Source organism: Clostridium amylolyticum (genome assembly GCF_900142075.1).
Taxonomy (GTDB): Bacteria; Bacillota; Clostridia; order Clostridiales; family Clostridiaceae; genus Clostridium_AA; species Clostridium_AA amylolyticum.
On record NZ_FQZO01000004.1, the window covers coordinates 146,506 to 170,910 of the forward strand.

Sequence of the window (24,405 nt, forward strand, 5' to 3'; positions counted from 1 at the left end):
CTATTCTTTATGTTGAAATCAATTTATTATTAATTTACAATAATAGTAATATATAATAATTTAACATTTATTACTTTATTTAGCAATACAAAAAGTAATCTTAAATGAAAAAACAATACTGTACTTATAATTTCTTATGATATAAACTTTGAAAATCAGTAAAATTGCCAATTTACTTTAATAGGAGGAATATGGAAATGATAAATATTACACATAATAAAAAAATACATAGGAAAATAATTGAGTATATCTTTGTCTCAATCCTATGTATTTTAAATATTATATATTTTATGGAATATGGTAATTATAATATCATCAGTCCATCTCAGATACCTAAACAAATGCTTTAAACTTATTAAAGTCAATATCAATGTACGGCACTCGATGTTGGATATCATATCTCATATTTTCTAAATAGTCTTTCTGATAATCATTAAGCTCACTTTTTTTCCATAATTTTAAAATAAAGCTATATGAACAAATCCTTCTATATTCTAAAAGTAATGGTATTTTAACTATCCATTTTTCTTCAATTTTATTTTCTTCTAAATATCCTTTTAAAAAGCTTTCAATAAATTCAACTCCAAATAAGCTACGCTCTTGTACATTATCTCTAGGAATTGTTTGTAAAGAATGATAAATAGCAATGGCAATATCACAAGCATACCAGTGATATAAGCAATCATTAAAATCAAAAACTGTTATTTCATCATCATAAATAAAAAAATTGTATTGATGAAAATCATTATGTATCAAACCATAAGAGTTCTTATCTTTTGGGAAAGTATTCATTTCGTTTATTATTTTATTCCATATATTGTAAATAACACAATCTCTCTCAGCAAATGAATATTCTTCTTTAAAGTAAATATCTTCATTCCATTGTATCCGTTTAGACATTCGTTCTTTTGGCCTATAATCCTTTGTTATACTATGGATTTTCCCCATTGCCTTTCCCCATTTATAAAATAACACTTCATTCCATTCATTAATGTTATGTACTCTTGGTAGATGACCCTTAGCTTTTTCAAATAATGAAACAAAATAACATTCATTATTATCATATACAACTTCTACAAGCTTATTATTTATAGATGGAATAATTTTAGATACATTTGTTTGCATATGAAATAGGTAGTTTACATAATCCATTTCAGCTTCATATTGTGGCAAATTACAAAAAGATTGTTTTGAGATTCTTAGAATATATTCATGGTTTCCATCTTGTAACTCATAGATTAAATTAGTTGAATTACCAATCTCATTAATATTAAATTGCAATATCTTTAATTGAAAAAGTTTAAAAATATCGTTTAAAATTAAATTATTATTATTCATTTTTCCTCCTAATTTGCAGAAAATAGAAAAATTATTCAGACAAAATAAGAAAATCGCCAAGTATACATACTTTGGATTATCTACAGAATATGTATTTAAGAATATCTGTTAAATCATCTGTATCAACTGCATATATTGCACTTTTTTTAACTTCCGCAGAACTGTTTATAGCTATAGACTTTTCGCAATATTCAAAAAGTGGAATATCCGTTGAACCATCGCCTACAGCAATGCATTCTTCAGGTTTTATACTGTTATTTTCACAAAAATGTTGTAAACATGAAATTTTTTGCTCAGCTCCAATGTAATTAAGAATTTTTCCAGTAAACTCCCCTTCAATAACTTCGTAATCGCTGCCATAATAATCATCAAATCCCCAAATATTACATACAACTTTTGCTACTTGCTTTGGACCCACAGTAATAACAATGCATTTAATATTTTCTTCATGTAACGCTTCAACTACATCCTTGATATTTTTTAAAGGTTTTGCAACCTCAAGAAAATATTGAGCAATTTTGCGTTCTTCAAGACCTAAAAGTAATTCTGCTCGAAGATAATCTGCTGATATGTAGTTAATCATACCTTTTTCTTCCTGTTCTTGAATGAAAGAGTGCTCTTTTTCTTTTCCATTTAAAATGCATGGTACCATAACTGAATGAATTTCTCTAATAAGAGTATCATCCAAATCAAAACAAACGAGTTTCAAACTTTCCATTCTTAAATGTACCTCCACTAAATAAAAAGTATGTTAATTTTCCAGTATATTGCTATTACATAACTTACAACAAGCGTATTTATAATTCAAATATTCAATATGCTTCTATAAATTTCCTACACAAGATGTATTCTACAATTTCACTTATATTCCTTTATTTTCAACTAAACTTAATTATATCTTACAATAAAATGCATATGCTTCCTCTAAAATTAGTAGGTTTAAAACCAATCCTATAGCTTACATTTACTTCAAATAACCTACGTCATGCATAAAGTTGCTTCTTTATTATCAGGCTCCTTGAAAATATTTTCATGAACGATAGCTTTAGTAGAGATAATGTATAAAGTTACTAGGCATGAATAGTGTCTTTCGTAGATATTAACTGTAAAGTATATGATATTAAGAAGCTTTAAGTAGTATTAAGAGCCTCAATAGGTTTGTAAAACCTATTGAGGCTCTTGTATTTTTATTTTAGCTTTTTCTTTCTTTTTGTAGAGCTTAACATCACCGCTCCAGTTAATACTGTCAATATAGCTACTATTAATAAAGCGTTATAAGAACTACTTCCTGTTTTAGGTAAGTTTTCAACTTTATTATTATCTTTGTTGCCGTTATTTTCAGTTTGGTTTCCACCATTGTTTGATGGATTTTCTGGTTTATTTTCTTCAACATTGCCAGGGTTTTCTGGATTGGTTGGTTTTTCTTCTTCAGGAATTATTACAGGGGCTTCTCCTTGAAGGGTAGCTGCTAGCAGTGTATGGTTTCCACTAGTTGCATACTTTTCATCCACATGGCTTTTTACATATAAAGTTTGTCCATCATTTTTAGCCTTGTATCTTATTTCAAAAACCTTATATTGTGATGTAGTTTTATTCTCAATGGCATCTACTTTTATATCTGCGCTGTTATCGCTTAAATATGCCATTATAGATGCTTTACTCTTATAAACGCTGGTATAAATTCTTAATACTCTTTCTTTAGTATCTGCTGGAGCGGTTATAAGCCATCCGTCACCTAATCCATTTAAAGTCTTGTCTTCTCCATTAAATACTAAACCATAGATTGAATTAGAAGATTCCACTTCTTCTGTTCCATCCTGCCATATGAAATTAACTTTTGAATCTTTAAGTACAGCTATAGCATTTTTTTGAAGTACATCGAAGTTTATATAATTTTTAGTATTAGCTTTTCTCTCTACCTTAGTACTTTGAGTTTTACCATATCTTACCCAATCTAAGGTTCCTTCTTTAGTTAAATCCACTATAGCTTCTGGATCATTTATTTTCATGTCTATGCTGCCACCTTCTACCAATTTAGGCAAGGTAACCTTAAAGTTAATAGCATTAGATCTTTTGCTTTCAACATTACCTGAGTAAGCATAAACCTTAAACTCATAATTTACTTCTGGATATAGTTTATCTAAGCTTATAGAAGAGTTTGTAGCATCTTTTACATCTACTTTATTAATTTTGTAATTATCTGTTTTATACTCTACCACATAACCTTCAGCATTTTTAACCCCGCTCCAGGAAACATTCACGCTCTTTTCCTTTTGTTCCACTTTATTTAATACTGGAACTTGTATGGTTTGTGAAGGTTGCTCTTTTGCCGCTTCATTCTTTAATGTAATGGTTACTTCCTTAGTATCCTTAGATATTTCTACTATTCCCTTTTCATTATTTATAGTACCGCTGGTAACTGAAGCTATATTATTCTTTAAAAATGGCATTTCTATGCTTATGGTGTTTTCAGGAGTATCTTGCAGCATGGAAACCTTTATGTTCTTACCTTCAGATACCATGCTAAAGCCTGTGTGTTTATTATTACCTATGCCATAGTTAGATACCTTTATTTCTTCCCCTTTAGCCAGCCACTCTGTAGGAATTCCTCTTCCTAATATGATCTTACCATCTATTTTTTCAGCTATTAGAGAATCAAATAAAACTTTTGTATTTACTGATTGTCCCCACATATGCTGGTTGGAACCACCCCCGCCTGGTGCATGAGGTATATTCCATAATGAGCTCTCTTTAGGATAATTTATTCCTTCCCACCATCCAAAAGGACCGCTCATACTCTTGTTTATCATGAACTCATAAGCTTTTATTCCTGCATCTCTGTATTTTTCTCCTACTAATGCAGCACTTCCATAACCAGCGTTATAAGCACTGCTATATATACCGTGAGGATATCCTCCAAAATTGTATGGCTCTAAAAGATCTTTTAATCTATTAAATCCATAAGCATAAGTGTCATCTATCTTTTCAAAGGATACACCTTCCTGACTTCCATTAAATAGATATCCATCCCAAGCCCATCTTCCAAAAAGGAACATGGAAGCCCAGTTAGCATCTCTTGGATCTTCACAACGGTTAAAGTCATTTGGCTCTACCATAGAAACAGGGATATAGTTTAATGAATATTTCTTCATAGTATCTGATAAAGTGTTATTGACTACCTTTAATAAATCATCATACTGTGCTTTAGCCCATTGAAGTTCTTCTTTTTCCCCTAGCTGCTCACAAATATATCTATAGGATAATAGCCCAAAAAGAGCAGACCAGTTATCTATAGTCCAATGACCAGTAGAGTCTATGGCATAGGTTTGTTTAATTATACCTTTACCATTATCTATTCTATCTTCTTCTATTTTGTGGGTATTAGTTTTTATCACATCAAACTTCTCTTTAATATATTCTATATCTCCTGTTTTACGAAGATATATTGCAAAAGGCCAGCTGTATTTCCACTTAGCATCATCAAATTGAAGCTTTGCAGGAAGCGTTCCTAATAAGTCCTTAGCCTCTGAAAAATCCCCTAAAGTAAATAGGGTAGCAACAATACCTATGGTATCATGGTCATAAATCTTGTCGTAGCCATTTTCTCCAACGTTTACATTTTTACCGTCTTTTACGATATGAGTGTAAATATATCCTGCTTTATATGCATTTATTAAACTTTTATTAGGAAGTTTTTCTATCTGTGCAATGGAACTTAATTTTGTATCCCAATAATTTCTCATGTTAGTAAAATGAGTGTCATAGGATCCAGCAGCAGCTATTTCTGCATCGCTTGGCCAAGCATAGTCTTTACCAAATCTATCTGCAGCTATAGCATAATCTCTTACCACAGTTTCACCAGGGTTTATTACAAATTTATCTGACGCTGCTTCATTTAAAGGAATGAGCTCAGGAGACACCACTGGTAATAGCTTTGCTATATTAGATTTATTGGTAACAGTATATCTTGAGTAAGCAACTTCAAAGTCATTGCCATTTAAGTTTACCTTATCAGCAAAACTTTCAAGTTTAATATCTAATTGATCCTTATTATATTCGTTTACAAAGCATGGAAGATATTCAGAGTGGTTGTACCATTTTATTTTAGTTTCTACATTTGTAACTCCAAATCTTACAATTAAATTACTCCTATCCCTTAGTTTATAACTTCCGTCTATATAAGCTATAGGAGCATGCTTATCTCCGTCCCATCCAAAGCTGGAAACTAACCCTGGAGAGTTTTTATCGCTATAATCACCAGTGATAACTAAGCTCCTAACAGAAGTTTTTAAGGTTTCATAAGCTTTAACTATAGTATCCTCTGATGGGGATGATGCTTTTTGAACTTCCTTAGCATCTGCTAAAGCTTTTTTAAAGTTAGCAATACTTTCTTCAGTATAGCCTTCTACCTTAACAGCTTCTAAATCCTTAATAGTATTAGCTAATACTTCAGAATTAATTACCTTTACACCTGCTTGCGGTTCTACTGCAAAAGCAAGTACAGGAGGCACTTGGGTTAAAGCTATTATAAAACTTATAATTAATGATAATAGTGCTTTCATTTTTCTTTTCATGAAACTACTCCTTTAGAATTAAATGTTTTAATTTCTTCGAGTTATAAATAAATCCCCATTATTCTAATATAAATGGGGATTTATTTTTTAATTTTATTTTTTACTTACTTTTAGCTGCAGCTTCTGTCATCTTTTCTGCCATTTTTTCTGGTGTTATATTACCAAAAGCAAGTTCTGGGTATAGTTTTGCAAACACATCCATAACAGTAGGATTTGAGGTATTATCAAGATTTGAGTATTTGTATTTAGCATCTGCGCTAAGTTTAATTAAATCCACTATAAGAGGATTATTCTTTTTATATTCATCGCTCATTTCAACGTTAGCTGTAAGTGGTAATGCGCCACCTTTTTCCAACATAATCTTTTGAGTAAATGCTCCAGTTTTGAATTTTAAGAATTTCATTGCAGCATCCATCTTAGCTTTATCAGTAGTACATACCATATAACCTATTTCATATTGTGAAACCAATCCATTTTCTGGATATAGAGCCACTCCTACTCTTTCTGCTAATCCTGGCTTAGATTTCTCTTTATCTGCGAAATCTGGAGTCATCCAAGGTCCATTTGCTATAATTGCAGCTTTTTCTTGGTTGAAATTATTTGCTGCATTAGAATACATAGCTCCTATAGCATCCTTTGTAGTGTAATCCTTAAGCATCTTTTGCATCATGGTAAGACCTTTAATTACAGATGGATTATTATAATCAGCAGGTTTCATAGTATTCATGAATTTATTCCCTGCTTCTCCATCAGTACCAATTATTGAAGCCAATAAAAGATTTGATGTCCATGCATTTTCTCCAGTCATCAATGCTAGAGGTGTAAATCCTTTACCCTTAAGCTTTTCATTGTTGCTCATGAATTCATCCCAAGTCTTTGCTGGTGTAATTCCTGCCTTTTGGAACATATCCTTATTGTAGAAATATCCTATAAGCTGACGAGCATTTGCTATGGAGTAAAGCTTTCCATCTCTCATGTTAGCTTTAATAGCTTCTTCGCCTATTTCAGCTTTATACTTTGCATCTTCATTAACCATGGAAAGCAAATCCACAGCTTGGCCATTTTTAATAGCTAAGTCTATTATTCCATTTTTACCTTCTACTATGTCTGGTAATTGTTTTGATGCAGCTAAAACTTTCATTTTTTCCACATAAGCTTGGTCACTTGGTAGCTCTTCCACTACTAGTTCAATTTCATCACCATATTGCTTCTTAAAAGCTTCTATGATTTCTTTTTCAGCAGCAGCTGAAGCATGAGAACCAACTCTATAGGTTGGATATGTTATTTTTACCTTTTCTTTTTTTCCTGAAGCTTGATCTGCAGGTTTTGAACATCCTACTGCTAAACCAGACATTATAACTCCGGTAAGCACTAAAGATAATAACTTTTTATATGATTTTCCTTTCATACTGTACTCCCCCTAATGTTTTTTTGTTTGTTGCAAGTTCATTGTAAACCTTTTAATAACTACCTTGAATACAAAATACTTACCTGTTATTGTATAAATTTTGCTTATTTTCGTAACACAATGAATAGCATAGAACTATAATTGCTATTTCTTTTAATATTTTTTCTTTTCTTGTATTTTTTCTACTTCAAATTGGAATTCTATAAACAAAATCAAGTTCTTCTTAGCTTTAAATGAAGTTTTCTTAAAGGAAATACTTCTCCATGAAAAACTTAGAAGAACTTATACTTTGATGTTTTTCTACTCGTCAATATCTTCAGGTATTATTACCTTAATATTTGTTCCTTTATTAATACAGCTGTTTATAATCAATCCATATTTTTCCCCATAGATTAATTTTAATCTTTGATCAGTATTTTTTAATCCTATCTTGTCTCGCTCTATATTACGTTTAGTAACGTCATCGTGGGTTTCATTTATAACCTTGTTCACATCAAAACCTATGCCATTATCAATTATCTCAATACAAAGATCCCCTTTTACCCTATATACATTAACCTCTAAAGTAAGGTTGTCCACACTATTCTCCACCCCATGTATGATAGCATTTTCTACTATAGGTTCAACCGTAAGCTTTGGAATATATAAATTAAGGATATCCTCCTCTTCAATGTGTATCTTATATTCTAACCTTTCTTCAAATCTTACCTTTTGCAGGTATAAATAAAATTCCACATATTCTAGTTCCTGCTTTAATGAAATTTTTGCCGTGGAATTTGTATATATTCCTGCTCTCAATAAAGTAGTAAGTGCATTTACCATCTTATAGATATCTTCGTCCTGGCACATTTTTGCTTTCATTTGAATGGTAAGCAATACATTAAAAAGGAAATGAGGATTCATTTGATATTGTAAGAACTTAATATTCATCTCCTTTATTAAGAGCTGCTTTTCATAGGTTTCTTTAATAAGATAATTTAACTCCTCCGTCATAGAGTTAACTGCTATGCTAATTTCATCTAAAGATGCATCATTGTATATAGGCATTTTTGTATCATACTTTTTATTTTTAATATTGTTAATGGAAACTAATAAATCTTTAATGAATTTTGTTGAGCTCATCATAAGCATAACCACTACACTGGTTAATACTATTATCAAAAATATTGAAAATACAATGAAATAAGTCATACTTTGAAAAATTTGATTTACTATGTTCTTTCTAGGTATGGTCATAACTAGGGTTAATCCATTGCTTTCAATTTCTTTAAACCCTGCTATGTAGGCTTTACCATCTATTTTAATCTCATTGATTTTTTTCAAGTCTATCTTTTCAATTATTTCACTATTAATCTTTTTGCCTAACATATCTTTATTATTGCTAGATAAAATTACCCCCTCTTTATCATAAAGATATATGTTAGCATTGTTATATCTAACAAGCTCTTGAAATTTATCTGCTATAAGCTTTTCTTTTGTAGCCACAAGAAAGGTAATAGTTTCATTATTATCGTAAGGGTTAATTAACCTTCTCACATGATATATGTTATCGTCATATATTGTAGGTGGCACATCAAACACATAACTTGTTGCCCAATCTTTAGTATTATTAAATACCCTATCAGAATTAACTTTAAATTTTTCTATAGGCATTTCCTTGGTAAATATGTAACTTATACCTTTGTCATTTACATAGGTAGAAACTGTAGATATAAGCTTTAGATTCCATGCGTTATTAAATAAAAGGCTTCTCCTAAGTTCATCGTCAAAGATAGTTATTTTACCATAAGTATCTTCATTATACTCATTAAGATAATTTGCATCAGCAATCCATTCTTTCACCGTGTTGCTAGAAGTTAATCCCAAGGTGGTATACTTAATTATACTAAAGGAATCCTCTAGACTTTTCGAAGTATTACTAATCATCAGGGATATATTAGAATAAGTACTTTCTAACATGGAATTATACATTCTGGCATACATAAAGCTTCCAAAGATTGATAATGATATAATGGTACTAGCAAATATATATATTAGTATTTTATTTCTTACTGACATATCCCTTAAATAGGGTATTTTATTAATGAACTTTCTAATCCTGTATTTAGATTTAGAGTATTTCTTCAAAGGTATCACATCCAAGATTATATTTTATTTTCATTATTAATGTTCTTATTTAGATTTATATTCTTTTGGGCTGCATCCACAATACTTTGTAAAGACATGGGTAAAATAAGCTGGGTCCTCTATACCAACTTCTATACCTACCTCAAATATCTTTGAAGAGGGCCTTTTTAGCAGTTTTTTTGCTATTTCAATCCTATATCTATTTAAAGCTTCCACCAGGGTATCTCCTGTTTCTTTTTTATAGAGTCTACTTAAATAACTATTGTTAACATGCAAATAACCCGCTATGGTATTTAAACTAATATTCTTATTATAATTTTCTCTTATATACTTATTTGCTTCTCTAACTATCAAGCTTTTGCTACTTTCGTTATTTTTTGATATATCTAAAATATGTTCAGCTATAAATAAGCTTACCTCAAAAATACTTTGCAAGGATTTGCTTTCATTAATTTTCTGGTAAATTATTGTTTCTTGTTCTTTTAAATTATGCTGAACTATATTGTAATTTTCAAAAGCAGCCAAAGAAGCTGAAAATAACAGTATCATTTTTGTTTTTACCTGCTCTAGGGATAAACTACTATTACTAAAACTTTTAAATATATTTACTAAGGATTTTTCTATCTCCTCTAAACTTCCATAGTTCATAAGGCTTTTAAGGTCTTCCACGCTCTCAGAGTTATTTGTAAAAATATCATCCTGTTTTTTATAGGTATTCAGATAAAACTTTGCATTACTGGAATAAACCTTTGAAAGAGCCAATAATGCTTCTTTATAAGCTTTTGAAAGATTTTCAACACCTTCATGTTTATCACTTATGGAAAACTTAATACTATAGTTAGTAAATTGATTAACCATATTATTAACATCTTTTAATAACATCTCAACCTTAGATACCTGAAGATTAGTATCATTCCAATATAGAATTATCATCCCTAGGTTTCTGTGCATTTTCACAATATTATATTCATAGTCCTTGAAAACCATATTTATAAAATTATTAATAACCTTTATATCTCTATATTCATGGTTATATTCGCTACTAAAAAAACTGGTAAGAAGAGTGGTTTCATAATTTATTACACAGTAGCTCTTATTATGAAGTTTATATTCCTGCAACTTTTCTTTTATCTCTTCTTTATCTGTTAACATATCTTCTGCTAATTCCGTAAAAAACTTATACTTTAAGTCTTGTTGTTTTTCGTTAAGAATCATTCTTAGGACTTCTACGTTATTCTCCTTTTCTCTTTGCTCAATAATAACTTTTTTTACTTTTTCTATAGCCGAAGGCAATTCATCTATGAACTCCGTCTTCACCACATATTCAGATACATTATGTTTAATTGCCAGTTGTGCATTATTAAAATCAGAGTAGGCAGTAAGCAAAATAACTTTAGTTTTAGGCATGTTTAACTTCACATATTCTGCCACCTCTAGTCCATTCATCCCTGGCATTTTTATATCGCAAATTACTATGTCTACCTCATTATTTTTTAAATATTCTACAGCCTCTAACCCATTGGCACAGTCCTTTATCACTTCACATTCCATAGAGTTCCAATCAATAATAGATATTATGCCATTTCTTATATGCCTCTCATCATCGACAATTAATATCTTAAACATTTCCATGCCTCCCTTAAAAATTACTACAACGTTTACTATATAGATTATTAAACCTGCATTCACTACATAAACTTACGGCACAAATATTATTATGGTTTATAGCAAAACCTCCTACAGTAAAACATTATACTATAGGAGATTATATTTTTTATATCTATATTTTATTAAAATATGTTTTAAATTTCATTTATCCTTGTATAATTTTCCATAGCTTCAATCTTATAGGTTTTCCCCTGCCATATAAGCTTAAATTCTACTTTTTTCCATCCTTTAGGTAAAGAGGTTTTTGTTGATATAAGAGAGGTTTCATTCATGGCAGTATCTATGCCAGCTACACCGGTCATTATAAGCTGCCATAAACATCCACAATTTGCAATGTGTATACCTTCTTCTGCTCCACCAAGCCTTTCATTAAAATCCAAAGCCAAAGCATAATCCGTAAATTTATCTAAATGCTCTGTATTGTCCACCCAAGATGCTACTATGGCATGATTTACTGGTGATAGTGATGAATCATGGGTAGTTATTGGCTCATAATAATTATAAGTATTGGTAATTTGTTCAAGGGTAAACTCTTTTTTAAATAGCATGGTAAGAGCCAAAGCATCTGCTTGCTTTAAGCATTTTGAACGATATAACTTTTCTTGGGTAGCAAAGAATCCAAAAGGTTTGGATTTATCCTTCCAAATCCCTTGAATATTTATATCCGCATAATCTTCAAAATCTTCACTTTGTAATATATAATTATTTTCTTTATCCATAGGAACAGGTAACTTTTCAGCTATTTCTTTAAAAAGTTCTAGTTCTTCTTTTGATATAGAAAGCTTATTCCAAAGCTTTTTATAAGCCTCTTCATCTTTACCTTTTATAATTTCTAGACTTTCCATAGCTTTATTTAAATTAAACTTTACCATTCTATTGGTAAAAGCATTATTTCTTGTCATGGCAGAATATTCATCCGGTCCCATGATGTTTATTAAGTCATAACCGCCTTCTTTATTCTTGTCCACTCTATCACGCCAAAATCTTGAAGTTTCTATAAGGATTTCTGCGCCATAGTTAATTAAAAAGTCATAGTCCTTTGTGGCAGAAAAATAATGCCATATCCCATAAGCTATATCTGCTGTTATATGAACTTCATTATCTGCATATTCCCATAAAGAGCACTGCTCATCCCCTCTTAAAGATGACTGCCATGGGTACCTAGCTCCATTACAATTATAACTTCTAGCATTTTCCTTAGCCCCTTCTAAAGTATTATATCTATACATTAGTAAGTTTCTGGCAGCTTTAGGATTGGTATAAATATAGAAAGGCAATAAGAATATCTCAGTATCCCAGAAGTATCTACCGTAGTAAGCCTCTCCTGCAAAACCTTTGGCACAAACAGCCATACGAGGATCATCTTCATTATTGCTCCTTAAAAGATGATATATAGAAAACCTCATGGAAAGCTGATGTTTATCATTACCTTCTATCTTAACGTCACTAATACCCCACTTCTTTTCTAGAACCTTTCTATGCTCTTCATAAAGTTCTTCATAGGATATATTAGCAGCATTAATTAAGTTTAATCCTCTTTCCTTTAAATCTCCATCTTCAAGATCCCTATCTGTTAATATAACTGATCGCTTTTCAAACACATAATTTTCTCCAGCACTAACAGCTTTATCTCCTTTATAGAGAATTTTTTTCTCATCTTTTATTATATTGAAATTTATGTCTTTGGATTGAAGATTGCATAGCTCCATAACTCTATTACCTATGTCAGTTTTACAATCTAAGGTTATAATATCTGATATTACATTAGTATTCATTTCAGTAAAATGGTTATAACCATTGGTAGTTACATTACCATCTATTCCTGATTCTAAGGATAACAAAGCTTTTCCCTCTAATACTTCAGCTTCAATTCGCTGAACAAATAAGTGTTTTTTCTCCATGCTAGCAAATCTTATATATTTTAATTTTATTTTACAGCTATTATCCTTGGGTATCCAAATAAATTCTCTTATAAGAGTTCCCTCTTTTAAGTTAAGCTCCCTCTTATAATCCACTATGGTAGATTGGTGCATATCTAGTTTTTCATCTTGTATACTAAAGGAAAAATCCATAAAGTAAGGTAAGTTTATAATTACTTCATTCAAAGCAGGATGGCTTCCCATTATGGTAGGCACGTAAGTCCCCCACTTTGATATAGGATTCCTTTGTATTTCTGTAGTCACACTCTTAAAGCTTCTTTCATAGATGTCTCCCTGACCTGCTCCTTGAAGCCCTTCCTCAAAGCTTGCTCTAACAGAAAAGTAGCCATTTCCTTGGCAAAATGCACCTTCATAATGTTTGTTTTTATTAATATCAAAATTTTGTTCCTTTATAATCCAATTATTTAAGTCACTATTCATGGCTTATCCTCCTATGCTTATCCCTTTACTGAACCTGCTGCTAATCCGGAAACTACCTGCTCTTGAAGAGCAATATATACTAGTATGCTTGGTATGGTTACAAGAACTACTGCCGCAAACATAGCACCGTAGTCGCTGGCAAAGGCGCTCTTAAAGTAATATAGAGCCAGTGGAAGTGTCCTTTTGTTATTACCTGTAGTTAAGGTGAGGGCAAACTGGAACTCATTCCAAGATAATAAAAATTGTAATACTCCAGCAGTAGCAAAAGCTGGTTTAGCTATAGGAAGAATGATGGTAGAAAAGGTTCTAAAAAATCCTGCTCCATCTAAATATGCCGACTCTTCCAGCTCCTTTGGTATGGTAAGAAAATAGCTCATCATAATAAATAAGGTGGTAGGAAGTCCAAAGCCTGCATATACAATTATGAGACCAATCAAACTATCATATAATCCTGCCTTATTTACAGTGATATAAAGAGGTTGAAGAAGAGCTGCACTTGGTATTAATAAAGCTAGAGAAAACATCAATTTAAAGAATTTCTTACCTTTAAAATTGTGTCTTGCTATAACATATGCTGCCATGCTAATAGCAACAAGGTTTAATGCTGTACTACCTATGGCTACTATAATACTATTAACATAGAACCTAGCAAGGGGTGCTATCTTAAAAGCGTTAGAATAGTTAGCTAACTTAAGACCATTTCCAAATCCTTTAGTGGAAGATAATATGTCCGCATTTCCCTTAAAGGAAGATATTAACACCCATATAAAAGGTCCAATAGAAAATGCTATAATAACTGTTAAAAATGTTCCTATAAGTATTTTATTTATATACTTCATCGATTTCACCACCCTTTTAATATGACTCTCCTGTTTTGTATATTTTGCTTATAAGTCCTACTGAAATAAGTCCTAATATAATTAAGTACACCCCACCAGTATTGGCAAGACTAAAGTTGTTTTCTGTTAAAGCTGTTTGATAAATAAACATAGGCATGTTTAAGGTTTTATTACCTGGACCACCTGCTGTAGTCATCATTATAATATCCAATTTTTGTAACATACTTGTAGCGGAAAGTATAGTTGCAGTTCCAATAATATTCCTTAATAATGGTAATGTTATTAAAGTCATAGTCTGAAACTCTGTAGCTCCATCCACCTTAGCAGCTTCATAAACATCCTCTGAAATAGATGCCATTTCTGCCATTATAAGTATTGCCACCACTGCTGCAAAAGGCAGCCAAGTTATGGTTACTGTAAAGAATGAGGTTTTAGGGTCCATAAACCAGTTTTGTGAAAACTCCGTAAAACCTAAAGCTCTAATGGTATTATTCACCATACCAAATTGAGGATTAAATATAGACAAGAAAAGTAATCCTAATGCTGCACTAGAAATAATATTAGGTATCATAAATGCAGTTCTTGCAAACTTAAAATACCACTTTTTCCTTGAAAGTATTAAGGCAAATATAACTCCTATAGCTACGTGAACTGTAGATTGTAGCAATATCCATATTATTGTGTTTATTAAGCTCTTAATAAAATCTGCATTCTTAAAAAGCTCTATATAGTTCTTTAACCCCACAAAGCTAAGCTTTGATCCTATGCTCCAGTCAGTAAAGGAGGTTACAACCAATACTCCAATGGAAAAAGCATATACAAATGCAAAGATAAGCGTTGCTGGAACCAAAAATGCTATTATCCATTTCTTATTATTATTCATAAAGCCACTCCCTCTATAAAGATTTCACAGTTATTGTAAACCTTTTAACAGATGCTTTGAATCCAAAATACTTACCTGTTATTGTATTAATTTTGCTTATTTACTTCTCAATGATTTTCCCCTAGTTAATCCACAGAATCTTCTTATAATATTTTTACTTTTCTTGTAATATTTTTGCCTAAAACGCTAACTTTGGATTTTATCCGCTCTCTAGCCACTCCATTATGTGTAAAATAAAAAAGCCTTTAGAATATTATTTTAAATTTTATGAGATTATTTCTAATAAAAAGAGTATCTATGTGAACATATATTCCAAAGTATAAAATCCGCCATCTTAAAACAATAAGATGGCGGATTTTATAACTGTTCACTTTTATTCAATTAACTATATAATTGCATCTTCTAAATTCATAAATATATTATTTTCACCAATTAAATTTATAATATCTGATTTTTCTAAAGCTAATTTAGGCTGCTCTTTAATGCCTGAAATAATGATTTTAATATTTTTGTCTTTGCACATGTCTATCATCCTCTGGAAGGCATGTAAAGCTGTTGCATCCATGGCAGGAACATTCTTCATGTCAACAATTAGAGTCTCCACTTCATTTCCTACCTCATTCATAGCCTCCATAAATTTATCTGCAGCCCCAAAGAAAAGTGGACCATTTATTTCATAAATCTGCACATTATTATTTGATATAAGCTTTGAGTTTATTCCTCTTAGGTTATCCCCATCTTCTTCATCCTCTTCTTCGGCAGAATCTAATAAGAAGGTTTTAACATTAGAAACTTCAGCCATACGTTTCATAAACAAAAATGCAGATAATACCATACCTATTTCAATAGCTTTCACCAAATCAACTAACACAGTAATAAAAAATGTAACTACTAATACCAGAGCATCGCTCTTTGGAGATTTTAGCAAGGATTTAAATTCACGCCATTCGCTCATATTATAGGCAACCACTATTAGAATTGCTGCTAGGGATGCCAAAGGAATCATCTTTGCAAAAGGCATAAACACCACCATGATAAGTAAAAGTGTGAGGGCATGTACCATTCCTGCCACTGGAGTTCTTCCACCATTTTTTATATTAGCCACGGTTCTTGCAATGGCTCCAGTAGCTGGTATTCCCCCAAATAAACCTGACCCTATATTAGCAATTCCTTGAGCTACTAACTCCATATTTGATCTATGTTTTCCTCCAATCATACCGTCCGATACTACCGCAGATAGTAATGACTCAATAGAACCTAATATGGCAATGGTAAATGCCGGTATTATCAGAAGTTTAAATTTGTGCATATCTATATTAGGTATATTAATGCTTGGAAGCTTAGATGATAACTCTCCATACTTGCTTCCAATGGTTGCTACCTCCAACCCTAAGGTTTTTACTATTATTGATGTAATAACCAAAGCAATTAAAGCACCAGGTATTTTTTTATTAACCTTAGGCCATAAAACAATAATTAAAAGAGCTAAAACGCCAATTAGTGTGGTTTGCACATTTATTGTATTAAATGCTTTAAAGTAGCTTCCCCATTTCCCCAAGAACTCCACAGGAACCTCTCCCATTTGAAGCCCAAAGAAATCTTTAATTTGAGAAGAAAATATAACCACTGCAATACCGCTGGTAAATCCAGTGGTTATAGGATAAGGTATAAATTTAATTAAACTTCCTAGTTTCAACAGTCCCATAACAATCATTATAATACCAGCCATAATGGTGGCAATTACTAGACCATCAACACCAAATTCAGATACTATACCGTAAACAATAACCATAAAAGCACCGGTTGGTCCTCCTATCTGCACCCTGCTACCACCTAGCATTGAAATTAAAAACCCAGCAATAATGGCAGTATACAATCCTTTTTCAGGTGTTACCCCAGAAGCTATAGCCAGAGCAATAGACAAAGGCAACGCAATTATGGCAACTATAATTCCAGCAGTTACATCTTTTAAAAACTGTTCTTTAGAATAGTCTCTCAATGTTGTAAAAAGTTTTGGTTTTAATGTAGACATTTCTTCACTTCTTCCTTTAATAAATCTATCAGAACAGCAAATAATTTAACTTAAAATAGCATATAAAAAGCTTCTCAATATGTATTTCATAAATAATACCTATTACAATATGTATTAATATAGCTGCTCTGAATGTAAAAAAACAACTCTTGTATTTTACTCCTGTTATTATCATTTATCAACATCAAAAGTGAAGGATTAAACAAATAGCTTGCAGTTATGCTATGATTCTTTAAAGAATATTAGAAATTTTAAACTTTCCTATTCTAATTTGTTTTGACTAACTAATATTATCTTTAAAACATATGAAATATTCTAAATCCAATAAGGATAATTGCACTATCTGCCATTATATGAAGTATCCAAGAGTTTATGAAATTTTCTGACTTAGTATCCAGCCAGTTAAACACAAACCCTACCACAATAAGTCCTAACAGAACCAATATGGTTATCCATAAGCTAAACCAAGTTTTAAAAATAGCAATATGGTAAAGTCCAAAAAGTAAAGAGGAATAAATATAAGCCGTTTTCTTATATTTAAGCTTATACAAATTAAGAAATATAAATCCCCTAAAAAAGAACTCTTCTAAAAAAGAATTTCCAAAAGTAACATAAGCTCCTATTAAAGCAAAATTTCCCGGAGTAATCTTAGACTTATTTTGTAATTCCTCAGTTATGCTTTGAAAGTCAATAAAATGTCCTAATAGATAATAAGCAACTAGTATAATAAAAAATGAACTTACTCCAAATATAAACCCTAATTTTAAATGCCTTTTGTCTATTTTCTTAACATTTATAGCCTTATTTAAAACCTTATCTCCTAATAGGATTATGTATAAATATGGAATTAATATAAATAATATAATTTTTGATATAGTTTTTATTCCATAGTTTACCTGAAGAAATTGTTCAATAAAATATAGTAATATACATGCTGCCAAGGAACTTATTATTATATAGATTCTCTTCATGCTTTACTCCTAACTCATAATGGATTTTTAATAATCCTAATTATATGAAAATATCACCATATTACGTCATGAACTTATTATATTAATTATAGTTCAGTATATTTTTTGCTATTACCCTTAGACTTTTCCACTGGATACTTTTTTTCATTCTTATTCATTTTATCAAGTATTATTTCTTTAATATCAACTCCCATAGCATCTGCCATATGAATACAATAAATCATTACATCCGCTAGTTCTTCTGATACCTCTTGCTTATGATAGTTACTGTCCCATTGGAAATGTTCTAGCAATTCTCCTGCCTCTATACTTATAGATTTAGCTAAATTTTCAGGAGTATGAAACTTGTTCCAATCCCTATCTTCTCTAAACTTACGTATTCTATCCAATATTTCTTCCATATATATACACCTCAAAGTAAAATAAGATTAGCTAATCTTAAATTTATAAAATTAACTAATCTTATTATATAATAAATTATTACATATTACTTTTAAAACAGTACTGCTCTAACTTAAAATTTGACTTTCATGCTTTTTAAAGAAATCCACACGGGGTTCTAAATATTTTAGTTTATGGGTAGATTTATCTTCCATAAATGTATAAATTGGTTCAAATATATAATCCCATCTCCAAAGCTTCTCATTTACATTTAGATATTCCCTTACCATTTCACAGCTATCTGGTGCAATAGGATGTATTAAAGTAATAGCAGTTCTTACCGCATGAAATGCATCTATTAAGACTTGCTTACGAAGAGTATTATCTTCACTAGCCTCAGCAGCTTTCATGTTATTTGCCCAATATTTATTCATTTTACGAATGTAATCATCCAAAACATAAGTAACACTATGAAATTCGTGGTTATACATGTGTCTTTCATAGCTTAAAATAGCATCATTGGATTCTTCTATAATATTAGCGCTAATTTCGCCTTCTGGTATGTTACCATCAAAATATTTCTGTGCGGTATAAAAGCAAGAACGAAGAAGTCTGTTAAATACATTAGTAAGCAAATTACCATCCTTTAAAACCGTATCTGGTCCTTGTTTCTCTTCTTCTTTCATATAAACCTGAGGCATGAAGCTGACACTTTTCTTAGCCAGTCCAAGACTTAGGAAATGCATACGCAATTGCTCTGCTGTGTAATATTCTAATAACTCTTTTGCCATAGGAGGTTTAATATCACTGCTGCTGCTTGCCTTTTTATCCATAAACAGTACATGGTTATTGGCGATCAACTGTGGAAGAGATATATTTTCAAAGTTTACTTTATCCTCGCTATTAATACCTAATAAAGCCATGAACAATGCCATCTCTGCAATACCATAGAAGTATATATTATCTTCCCCAATAAATTGATAAACCTTTGAATCCTTAGAATTCCAAAACTCTTTCCACTCACTAGAGTCCTTTCCAATGGATTCAAGATACGCTTTGGTAAAGGAAATAGGCGCCCAAAGAGATTCAGGCCAAACCCAAAAGGTTAGATTTTCAAGATTTTCCTTTTCAGGAACTTCTATTCCCCATTCCACATTTCCTGATAGCCTAAAAGGCACCAATGTCTTACCAGTTCTAAAGCGTATGCCAAGCTCATCTAATACCTTTCTAGCCTCATCTCTATTCTTTAGACTTTCAAATACATAAGAAATAGAAGCTTTCTTTGGATCATCTATGATGGTATGCTTAGGTAATTTATCTTCTAAATCTGTGATACCTTCTAATTGCTTACGTTTTACATATATAATTGGAGACTTCAAGAATTCTTCAATGGTATTTAATAAATATTTTCTCCAATTTGAATGGGTTTTTAAATACTCTACTTTTTCTTTCAAAATATCATTATACTCATCCAGTTTAAAATACCAGTTTGTAACATCCCTCAATTCAGGTGTTTTACCCGACAAAATGCTCTTTGGCTCAATTAATTCCATTGGCATATACTGATGTCCTAAAGCACACTCATCCGCATAAGCCTTATCTGAATTACACCCCTCTATAGGACATTTACCAATCACTTGTCTGCCGTTTAACAGTACTTTAAAATCAGGATCGTAAAACTGTGGTGATGACAGCTTAAGTAAATATCCACCTTCATATAGTTTATTAAATATTTCTTTTGATAATTCTTTATGGATTTCACCAGCTCTATCTAATGCAGAAGCCCCATATAAATTTAAACTCATTTCATATTTATCTAATACTTCTTTTTGCTTATGATGATTTCCACGAACATAATCTTCTATGGTACCTTCATACTTATGTTCATCTACAAGCTTTCTATAGCTTGCTGAAATGGGTGAACCATAGCAGTCTGTTCCAGATACAAATATAACATTTTCCCCGCCGATTCTATCCCGTAAAAACCTTGCAAAGGTATCCGCATGTACAAAAACCCCGCCTACATGTCCAAAATGCAATTCTTTATTGCCATAGGGCATACCTGCAGTTATAACAGCTTTCTTAGGAAATATAGGTCTTTCTATTTTTCTCTCTTCCATAACTTACACTCCTTAAAATATATAGTGTTCAAGGCACAGTTTCCTTGTCACATCTAATCTTATACATATAATCACTCTAAAAATATGGTTATATGTTTATAATTATAATCTCTTGTTAACCAAGTGTTTCCTAGCTTCAGATAAATTCCCCTTAAAAAGAATAACTTCTCCAAACGAAGCTTAGATAAACTTATTCAGAAGCTTAGAACTTATTATGTTGCCACTTGAAAAAGCGTCGAGATAGGTTCCATTGGTTACTAGGTAAAAAAGCGTATAAAAAAACACCTCCTACAATATTCTGTAGGGGCGAATTCTGTCGCGGTACCACCCTATTTCATCAGCATGTCACCATACTAACCTTGTCGAGTACAAAGTATACTCTAGTTCTGTAACGTGAACCAACGTCATAGTATCACTTATCCCTTAGAATAAGATCCGTATGCAGCTCCGAGCCTTGTTTCGTTAAATCTTCCACCGCTCCCTCTCACCCACAGGAACTCTCTGTAAATATCCAAAATAACTACTCTTCTCTTCATTGCCTTTATTTTTTTAAGTTTATTAAATGAATAGGATTTTGTCAAGGGGTATGAAAGTCTCCTTTGTTTATTATATTATTCACCATTATAATACTCTGGGAGTTTTTTTGATTTTATTAGCGGAAAAAATGGCTTAACTATTTCAGTATAAGCCATTTTAATTATTTTATATCATTAAAACATCTTTATCCTAAGAAAAAGCAAAATCAAGTGATTCTTAGCTTCGGAGGTCGTTTCCTTAAAAGGAATACTTACTCCAGCTGAAGCTTAGAAGAACTTATCCAGGAGCTTAGTTCCCCTTATTCCACTACTTAAAGAAATGGGCGTATTATGGGCGGTTAGCTATGGGATAAATTATAATTAATTTTTTTAATTAAATAAATATGTACTAATATTTTAATGCTTAACCTTAGGATCCAGCTACTTTTTCTGAGGTTTCACTGTGGCCTTAATTATCTCCTCCATTTGCTGCTTTGAAGCTTGAGGTATTGTATCTCCGAGATAATTCTTATTAATTTCCTGCATCTTCTGATTTTCCTGCCTTATCCTCTCATTGGTTTCTTCAATCTCAACCTTCAATTCTCTGGCGGATAATAACAAGCATCCTTGCCCCCGAACGATTATTTGCTGCAAACCATCTGAGGTTGCTACAGATATATTATATTTTTTATTATTGTCATAGGCAAACCTTTCAATGTACTGGTCTGCTGTTTGTGCCTCTCTGGTATATACCAGGTGAATATTATGATAATCCATTGTACCTTCACCATGCCCCTGAACACGATAGGCATCAAACACAAGGATAATTTTACATTTTCGAACACCTTGATAATTACTCAAGATATCCATCAATTTCATTCTGGCACCTTCCATATTTTCATCTGCAAGCTCTTTCAATTCTGGCCATGCATGGATAATGTTATAACCATCCACAAGAAGATACTCTTCTTTCATTGTTCTTTCTACGCTGGTATTCACTTGGTTAACAGGTTTATAATAGCTTTCACCTGCTGTTTTATGTGTTTTCCAGACAGATTTCTTTCCCTGATTTGTATAGAAGGTTTTATTGATAATCTCATCAATCTCTTCAGTACTAATAAAGCGTTCTTCCGTATATACTCCTTGATTTTTGGATGTTTCTTCCCATAAATCTTCTTTTTCCTGAAAATAGCTTTCTAAATGCATATATTCCTTCACTTCGTCCCATTCAACAATAAAACCTGCACCTTGTGCGCAAAATACTGAACTAGTGGGATTGTTAGTGTCTCTATCCGGATCATATCCTATGCTCTCTATGAGCTCATGATCATTATGGCAGGGTTCATAGCCTTTTAGACTACAAAACAACCTACCCTTACCTTTGGTATAGGCAACTACCTCTTTCTGATAATTCCTCATGCCGCTTACAGGGGCCTTCCCCACAAGAACTGCCATTTCACCATCAGAATGAGATATTTCGCAAGTTCCATTGATTTTGTCTATATCGGTCATAGCTCTTCCTACCATTTTCTCAGGCAATTCCAGTTGGAAAGAATAGTATGGCTCCAATAAAACGGATTGTGCCTCCATTAAGCCCTGGCGCACCGCACGCCAGGTTGCCTCTCTGAAGTCGCCACCTTCGGTATGCTTATGGTGTGCTTTACCAGAGACTAAAGTAATTCTCATATCCGTAATCTCTGAACCTGTTAAAACTCCTTTATGAGTCTTTTCCTCAAGATGATGTAAAACAAGCCTTTGCCAACTCTTACCAAGGATATCCTCACTGCATTTGCTTTCAAACACCAGACCACTTCCTGGTTCCCCTGGCTCCAATAGAAGGTGTACCTCTGCATAATGCCGCAACGGTTCGAAATGCCCTACTCCCTCAACAATATTAGCAATTGTTTCTTTATATACAATGCCTCCCGTATCTAAGGCCACCTTAATGCCAAAACGGTTTTCTATTAGACTCTGTAAAATTTCAATTTGAACTTCTCCCATTATACGAACCTGAATTTCCTGTAGCTGTTCATCCCAAACAATATGAAGCTCTGGCTCCTCTTCTTCAATCTGACGCAGCTTTGGAAGCATGGCTCTTGGATCACAGCCTTCTGGAAGTATCATCTGGTAGGAAAGTACAGGCTCAAGAATGGAAGTATATGAAGCTTTCTCTATACCCAAGCCTTCTCCAGGTCTAGCCTTGCTGATTCCTGCCACTGCACACACGGAGCCTGCTCCTATCTCATTCACTGCTTCAAACTTCTCTCCTGAATAGATGCGAATCTGATTTACCTTCCCTTCCCAGTGATCATTGGTTAAAATATCCTTTACCTTCAGCTTTCCACCTGTAACCTTCAGGTGTGTAAGGCGATTTCCCTGATCATCTCTTGTTATTTTAAATACTTTAGCTCCAAATACATCGGGATAGGAAGGTATGGTTACATAATGGGCAATACAATGCATCAACTCATCAATACCTTCCAATTTTAAGGCTGACCCAAAAATGCACGGAAATACCCTTCTCTCCTTAACAGCTTTTTTTATTTCAAGGGTTTCAATATGTCCTGTTTCCAGAAAGGTTTCCAGCATGCTTTCATGGCACATAGCCAGTTGCTCATAAAAACTCTCTGTTTTCACCTGCCCAAATTCAATACATCCATCACTGAACTGCTTTTTCAGTTCTTTCATTAAATTGTCCTTATCCGTTCCACTCTGATCCATCTTATTCACAAATATAAAAACAGGAATGTTATAAAGGTCTAAGAGTCGCCATAAGGTCTTTGTATGACCTTGCACTCCATCTGCGCCACTGATAACCAAAATGGCATAATCCAGTACCTTCAGTGTCCTCTCCATTTCAGCTGAAAAATCCACATGCCCCGGGGTATCCAACAAAGTAATCTGAATTCCACCGGTTTCAAATACAGCCTGCTTTGAGAAAATCGTAATGCCTCTTGCCTTCTCCAGCTGGTAGGTATCTAAATATGCATCCTTATTATCAACCCTTCCCAGTTTTCCAATTTTACCACTCATATAAAGCAAACCCTCTGATAAGGTCGTCTTGCCCGCATCAACATGTGCCAATATCCCAATTACTACTTTCTTCATCTTTATATCAAATCCTTTGTTTTTCTACTGCCTTGTATGCCTATGCTCTAAATAATCTAAAAGTAAAATTATAGTTCTTCA

14 protein-coding genes and 1 other annotated feature are annotated in these 24,405 nt (G+C 32.3%); all 14 genes read right to left on the minus strand.

Annotated elements, in window-relative coordinates:
* Positions 1-333 precede the first annotated feature (333 nt).
* The gene (locus BUA82_RS10645; RefSeq protein ID WP_073007655.1) at positions 334-1,338 is read right to left on the minus strand and encodes a phosphotransferase enzyme family protein; all 1,005 of its coding nucleotides are present in this window, start codon (positions 1,336-1,338) and stop codon (positions 334-336) included.
* Positions 1,339-1,414: 76 nt separating this feature from the next.
* Entirely contained in the window at positions 1,415-2,056 is a 642-nt protein-coding gene (locus BUA82_RS10650; protein WP_073007659.1) for an HAD family hydrolase, read from the minus strand.
* Positions 2,057-2,525: 469 nt separating this feature from the next.
* The gene (locus BUA82_RS10655; protein WP_073007668.1) at positions 2,526-5,912 is read right to left on the minus strand and encodes a fibronectin type III domain-containing protein; all 3,387 of its coding nucleotides are present in this window, start codon (positions 5,910-5,912) and stop codon (positions 2,526-2,528) included.
* A gap of 100 nt (positions 5,913-6,012) precedes the next feature.
* Positions 6,013-7,320, minus strand: coding sequence for an ABC transporter substrate-binding protein (locus BUA82_RS10660; protein ID WP_073007671.1), 1,308 nt, complete (start codon positions 7,318-7,320; stop codon positions 6,013-6,015).
* Positions 7,321-7,620: 300 nt separating this feature from the next.
* A complete protein-coding gene (locus BUA82_RS10665; protein WP_073007674.1) occupies positions 7,621-9,447 on the minus strand; it encodes a sensor histidine kinase in 1,827 nt (608 codons plus the stop codon).
* 45 nt (positions 9,448-9,492) lie between these two features.
* The gene (locus BUA82_RS10670) at positions 9,493-11,073 is read right to left on the minus strand and encodes a response regulator transcription factor (RefSeq protein WP_073007680.1); all 1,581 of its coding nucleotides are present in this window, start codon (positions 11,071-11,073) and stop codon (positions 9,493-9,495) included.
* 176 nt (positions 11,074-11,249) lie between these two features.
* Entirely contained in the window at positions 11,250-13,475 is a 2,226-nt protein-coding gene (locus tag BUA82_RS10675) for a glycoside hydrolase family 65 protein (RefSeq protein WP_073007683.1), read from the minus strand.
* Between the two features lie 17 nt (positions 13,476-13,492).
* A complete protein-coding gene (locus BUA82_RS10680) occupies positions 13,493-14,314 on the minus strand; it encodes a carbohydrate ABC transporter permease (protein WP_083599894.1) in 822 nt (273 codons plus the stop codon).
* Between the two features lie 16 nt (positions 14,315-14,330).
* Complete coding sequence (locus tag BUA82_RS10685) at positions 14,331-15,197, minus strand: carbohydrate ABC transporter permease (protein WP_073007686.1); 867 nt, start codon at positions 15,195-15,197, stop codon at positions 14,331-14,333.
* Between the two features lie 385 nt (positions 15,198-15,582).
* Positions 15,583-17,229, minus strand: coding sequence for a SulP family inorganic anion transporter (locus BUA82_RS10690; RefSeq protein ID WP_073007693.1), 1,647 nt, complete (start codon positions 17,227-17,229; stop codon positions 15,583-15,585).
* Between the two features lie 296 nt (positions 17,230-17,525).
* The gene (locus BUA82_RS10695; protein ID WP_073007695.1) at positions 17,526-18,200 is read right to left on the minus strand and encodes a CPBP family intramembrane glutamic endopeptidase; all 675 of its coding nucleotides are present in this window, start codon (positions 18,198-18,200) and stop codon (positions 17,526-17,528) included.
* A gap of 86 nt (positions 18,201-18,286) precedes the next feature.
* Positions 18,287-18,601 (minus strand): nucleotide pyrophosphohydrolase, encoded by a 315-nt coding sequence (locus tag BUA82_RS10700; RefSeq protein WP_073007697.1) that lies wholly within the window; start codon positions 18,599-18,601, stop codon positions 18,287-18,289.
* Between the two features lie 108 nt (positions 18,602-18,709).
* On the minus strand, positions 18,710-20,701 hold the full coding sequence (locus BUA82_RS10705; protein ID WP_073007699.1) for a methionine--tRNA ligase: 1,992 nt from the start codon (positions 20,699-20,701) through the stop codon (positions 18,710-18,712).
* Between the two features lie 299 nt (positions 20,702-21,000).
* Positions 21,001-21,246: a binding site (T-box leader), on the minus strand.
* Between the two features lie 411 nt (positions 21,247-21,657).
* Entirely contained in the window at positions 21,658-24,324 is a 2,667-nt protein-coding gene (locus tag BUA82_RS10710; RefSeq protein WP_073007701.1) for a translation factor GTPase family protein, read from the minus strand.
* Positions 24,325-24,405 lie beyond the last annotated feature (81 nt).

Bases quoted from the DNA above. Each gene is read 5' to 3' on its own strand.
- BUA82_RS10645 (WP_073007655.1), bottom strand. From the start codon at position 1,338: ATGAATAATAATAATTTAATTTTAAACGATATTTTTAAACTTTTTCAA.
- BUA82_RS10650 (WP_073007659.1), bottom strand. From the start codon at position 2,056: ATGGAAAGTTTGAAACTCGTTTGTTTTGATTTGGATGATACTCTTATT.
- BUA82_RS10655 (WP_073007668.1), bottom strand. From the start codon at position 5,912: ATGAAAAGAAAAATGAAAGCACTATTATCATTAATTATAAGTTTTATA.
- BUA82_RS10660 (WP_073007671.1), bottom strand. From the start codon at position 7,320: ATGAAAGGAAAATCATATAAAAAGTTATTATCTTTAGTGCTTACCGGA.
- BUA82_RS10670 (WP_073007680.1), bottom strand. From the start codon at position 11,073: ATGTTTAAGATATTAATTGTCGATGATGAGAGGCATATAAGAAATGGC.
- BUA82_RS10675 (WP_073007683.1), bottom strand. From the start codon at position 13,475: ATGAATAGTGACTTAAATAATTGGATTATAAAGGAACAAAATTTTGAT.
- BUA82_RS10680 (WP_083599894.1), bottom strand. From the start codon at position 14,314: ATGAAGTATATAAATAAAATACTTATAGGAACATTTTTAACAGTTATT.
- BUA82_RS10685 (WP_073007686.1), bottom strand. From the start codon at position 15,197: ATGAATAATAATAAGAAATGGATAATAGCATTTTTGGTTCCAGCAACG.
- BUA82_RS10690 (WP_073007693.1), bottom strand. From the start codon at position 17,229: ATGTCTACATTAAAACCAAAACTTTTTACAACATTGAGAGACTATTCT.
- BUA82_RS10695 (WP_073007695.1), bottom strand. From the start codon at position 18,200: ATGAAGAGAATCTATATAATAATAAGTTCCTTGGCAGCATGTATATTA.
- BUA82_RS10700 (WP_073007697.1), bottom strand. From the start codon at position 18,601: ATGGAAGAAATATTGGATAGAATACGTAAGTTTAGAGAAGATAGGGAT.
- BUA82_RS10705 (WP_073007699.1), bottom strand. From the start codon at position 20,701: ATGGAAGAGAGAAAAATAGAAAGACCTATATTTCCTAAGAAAGCTGTT.
- BUA82_RS10710 (WP_073007701.1), bottom strand. From the start codon at position 24,324: ATGAAGAAAGTAGTAATTGGGATATTGGCACATGTTGATGCGGGCAAG.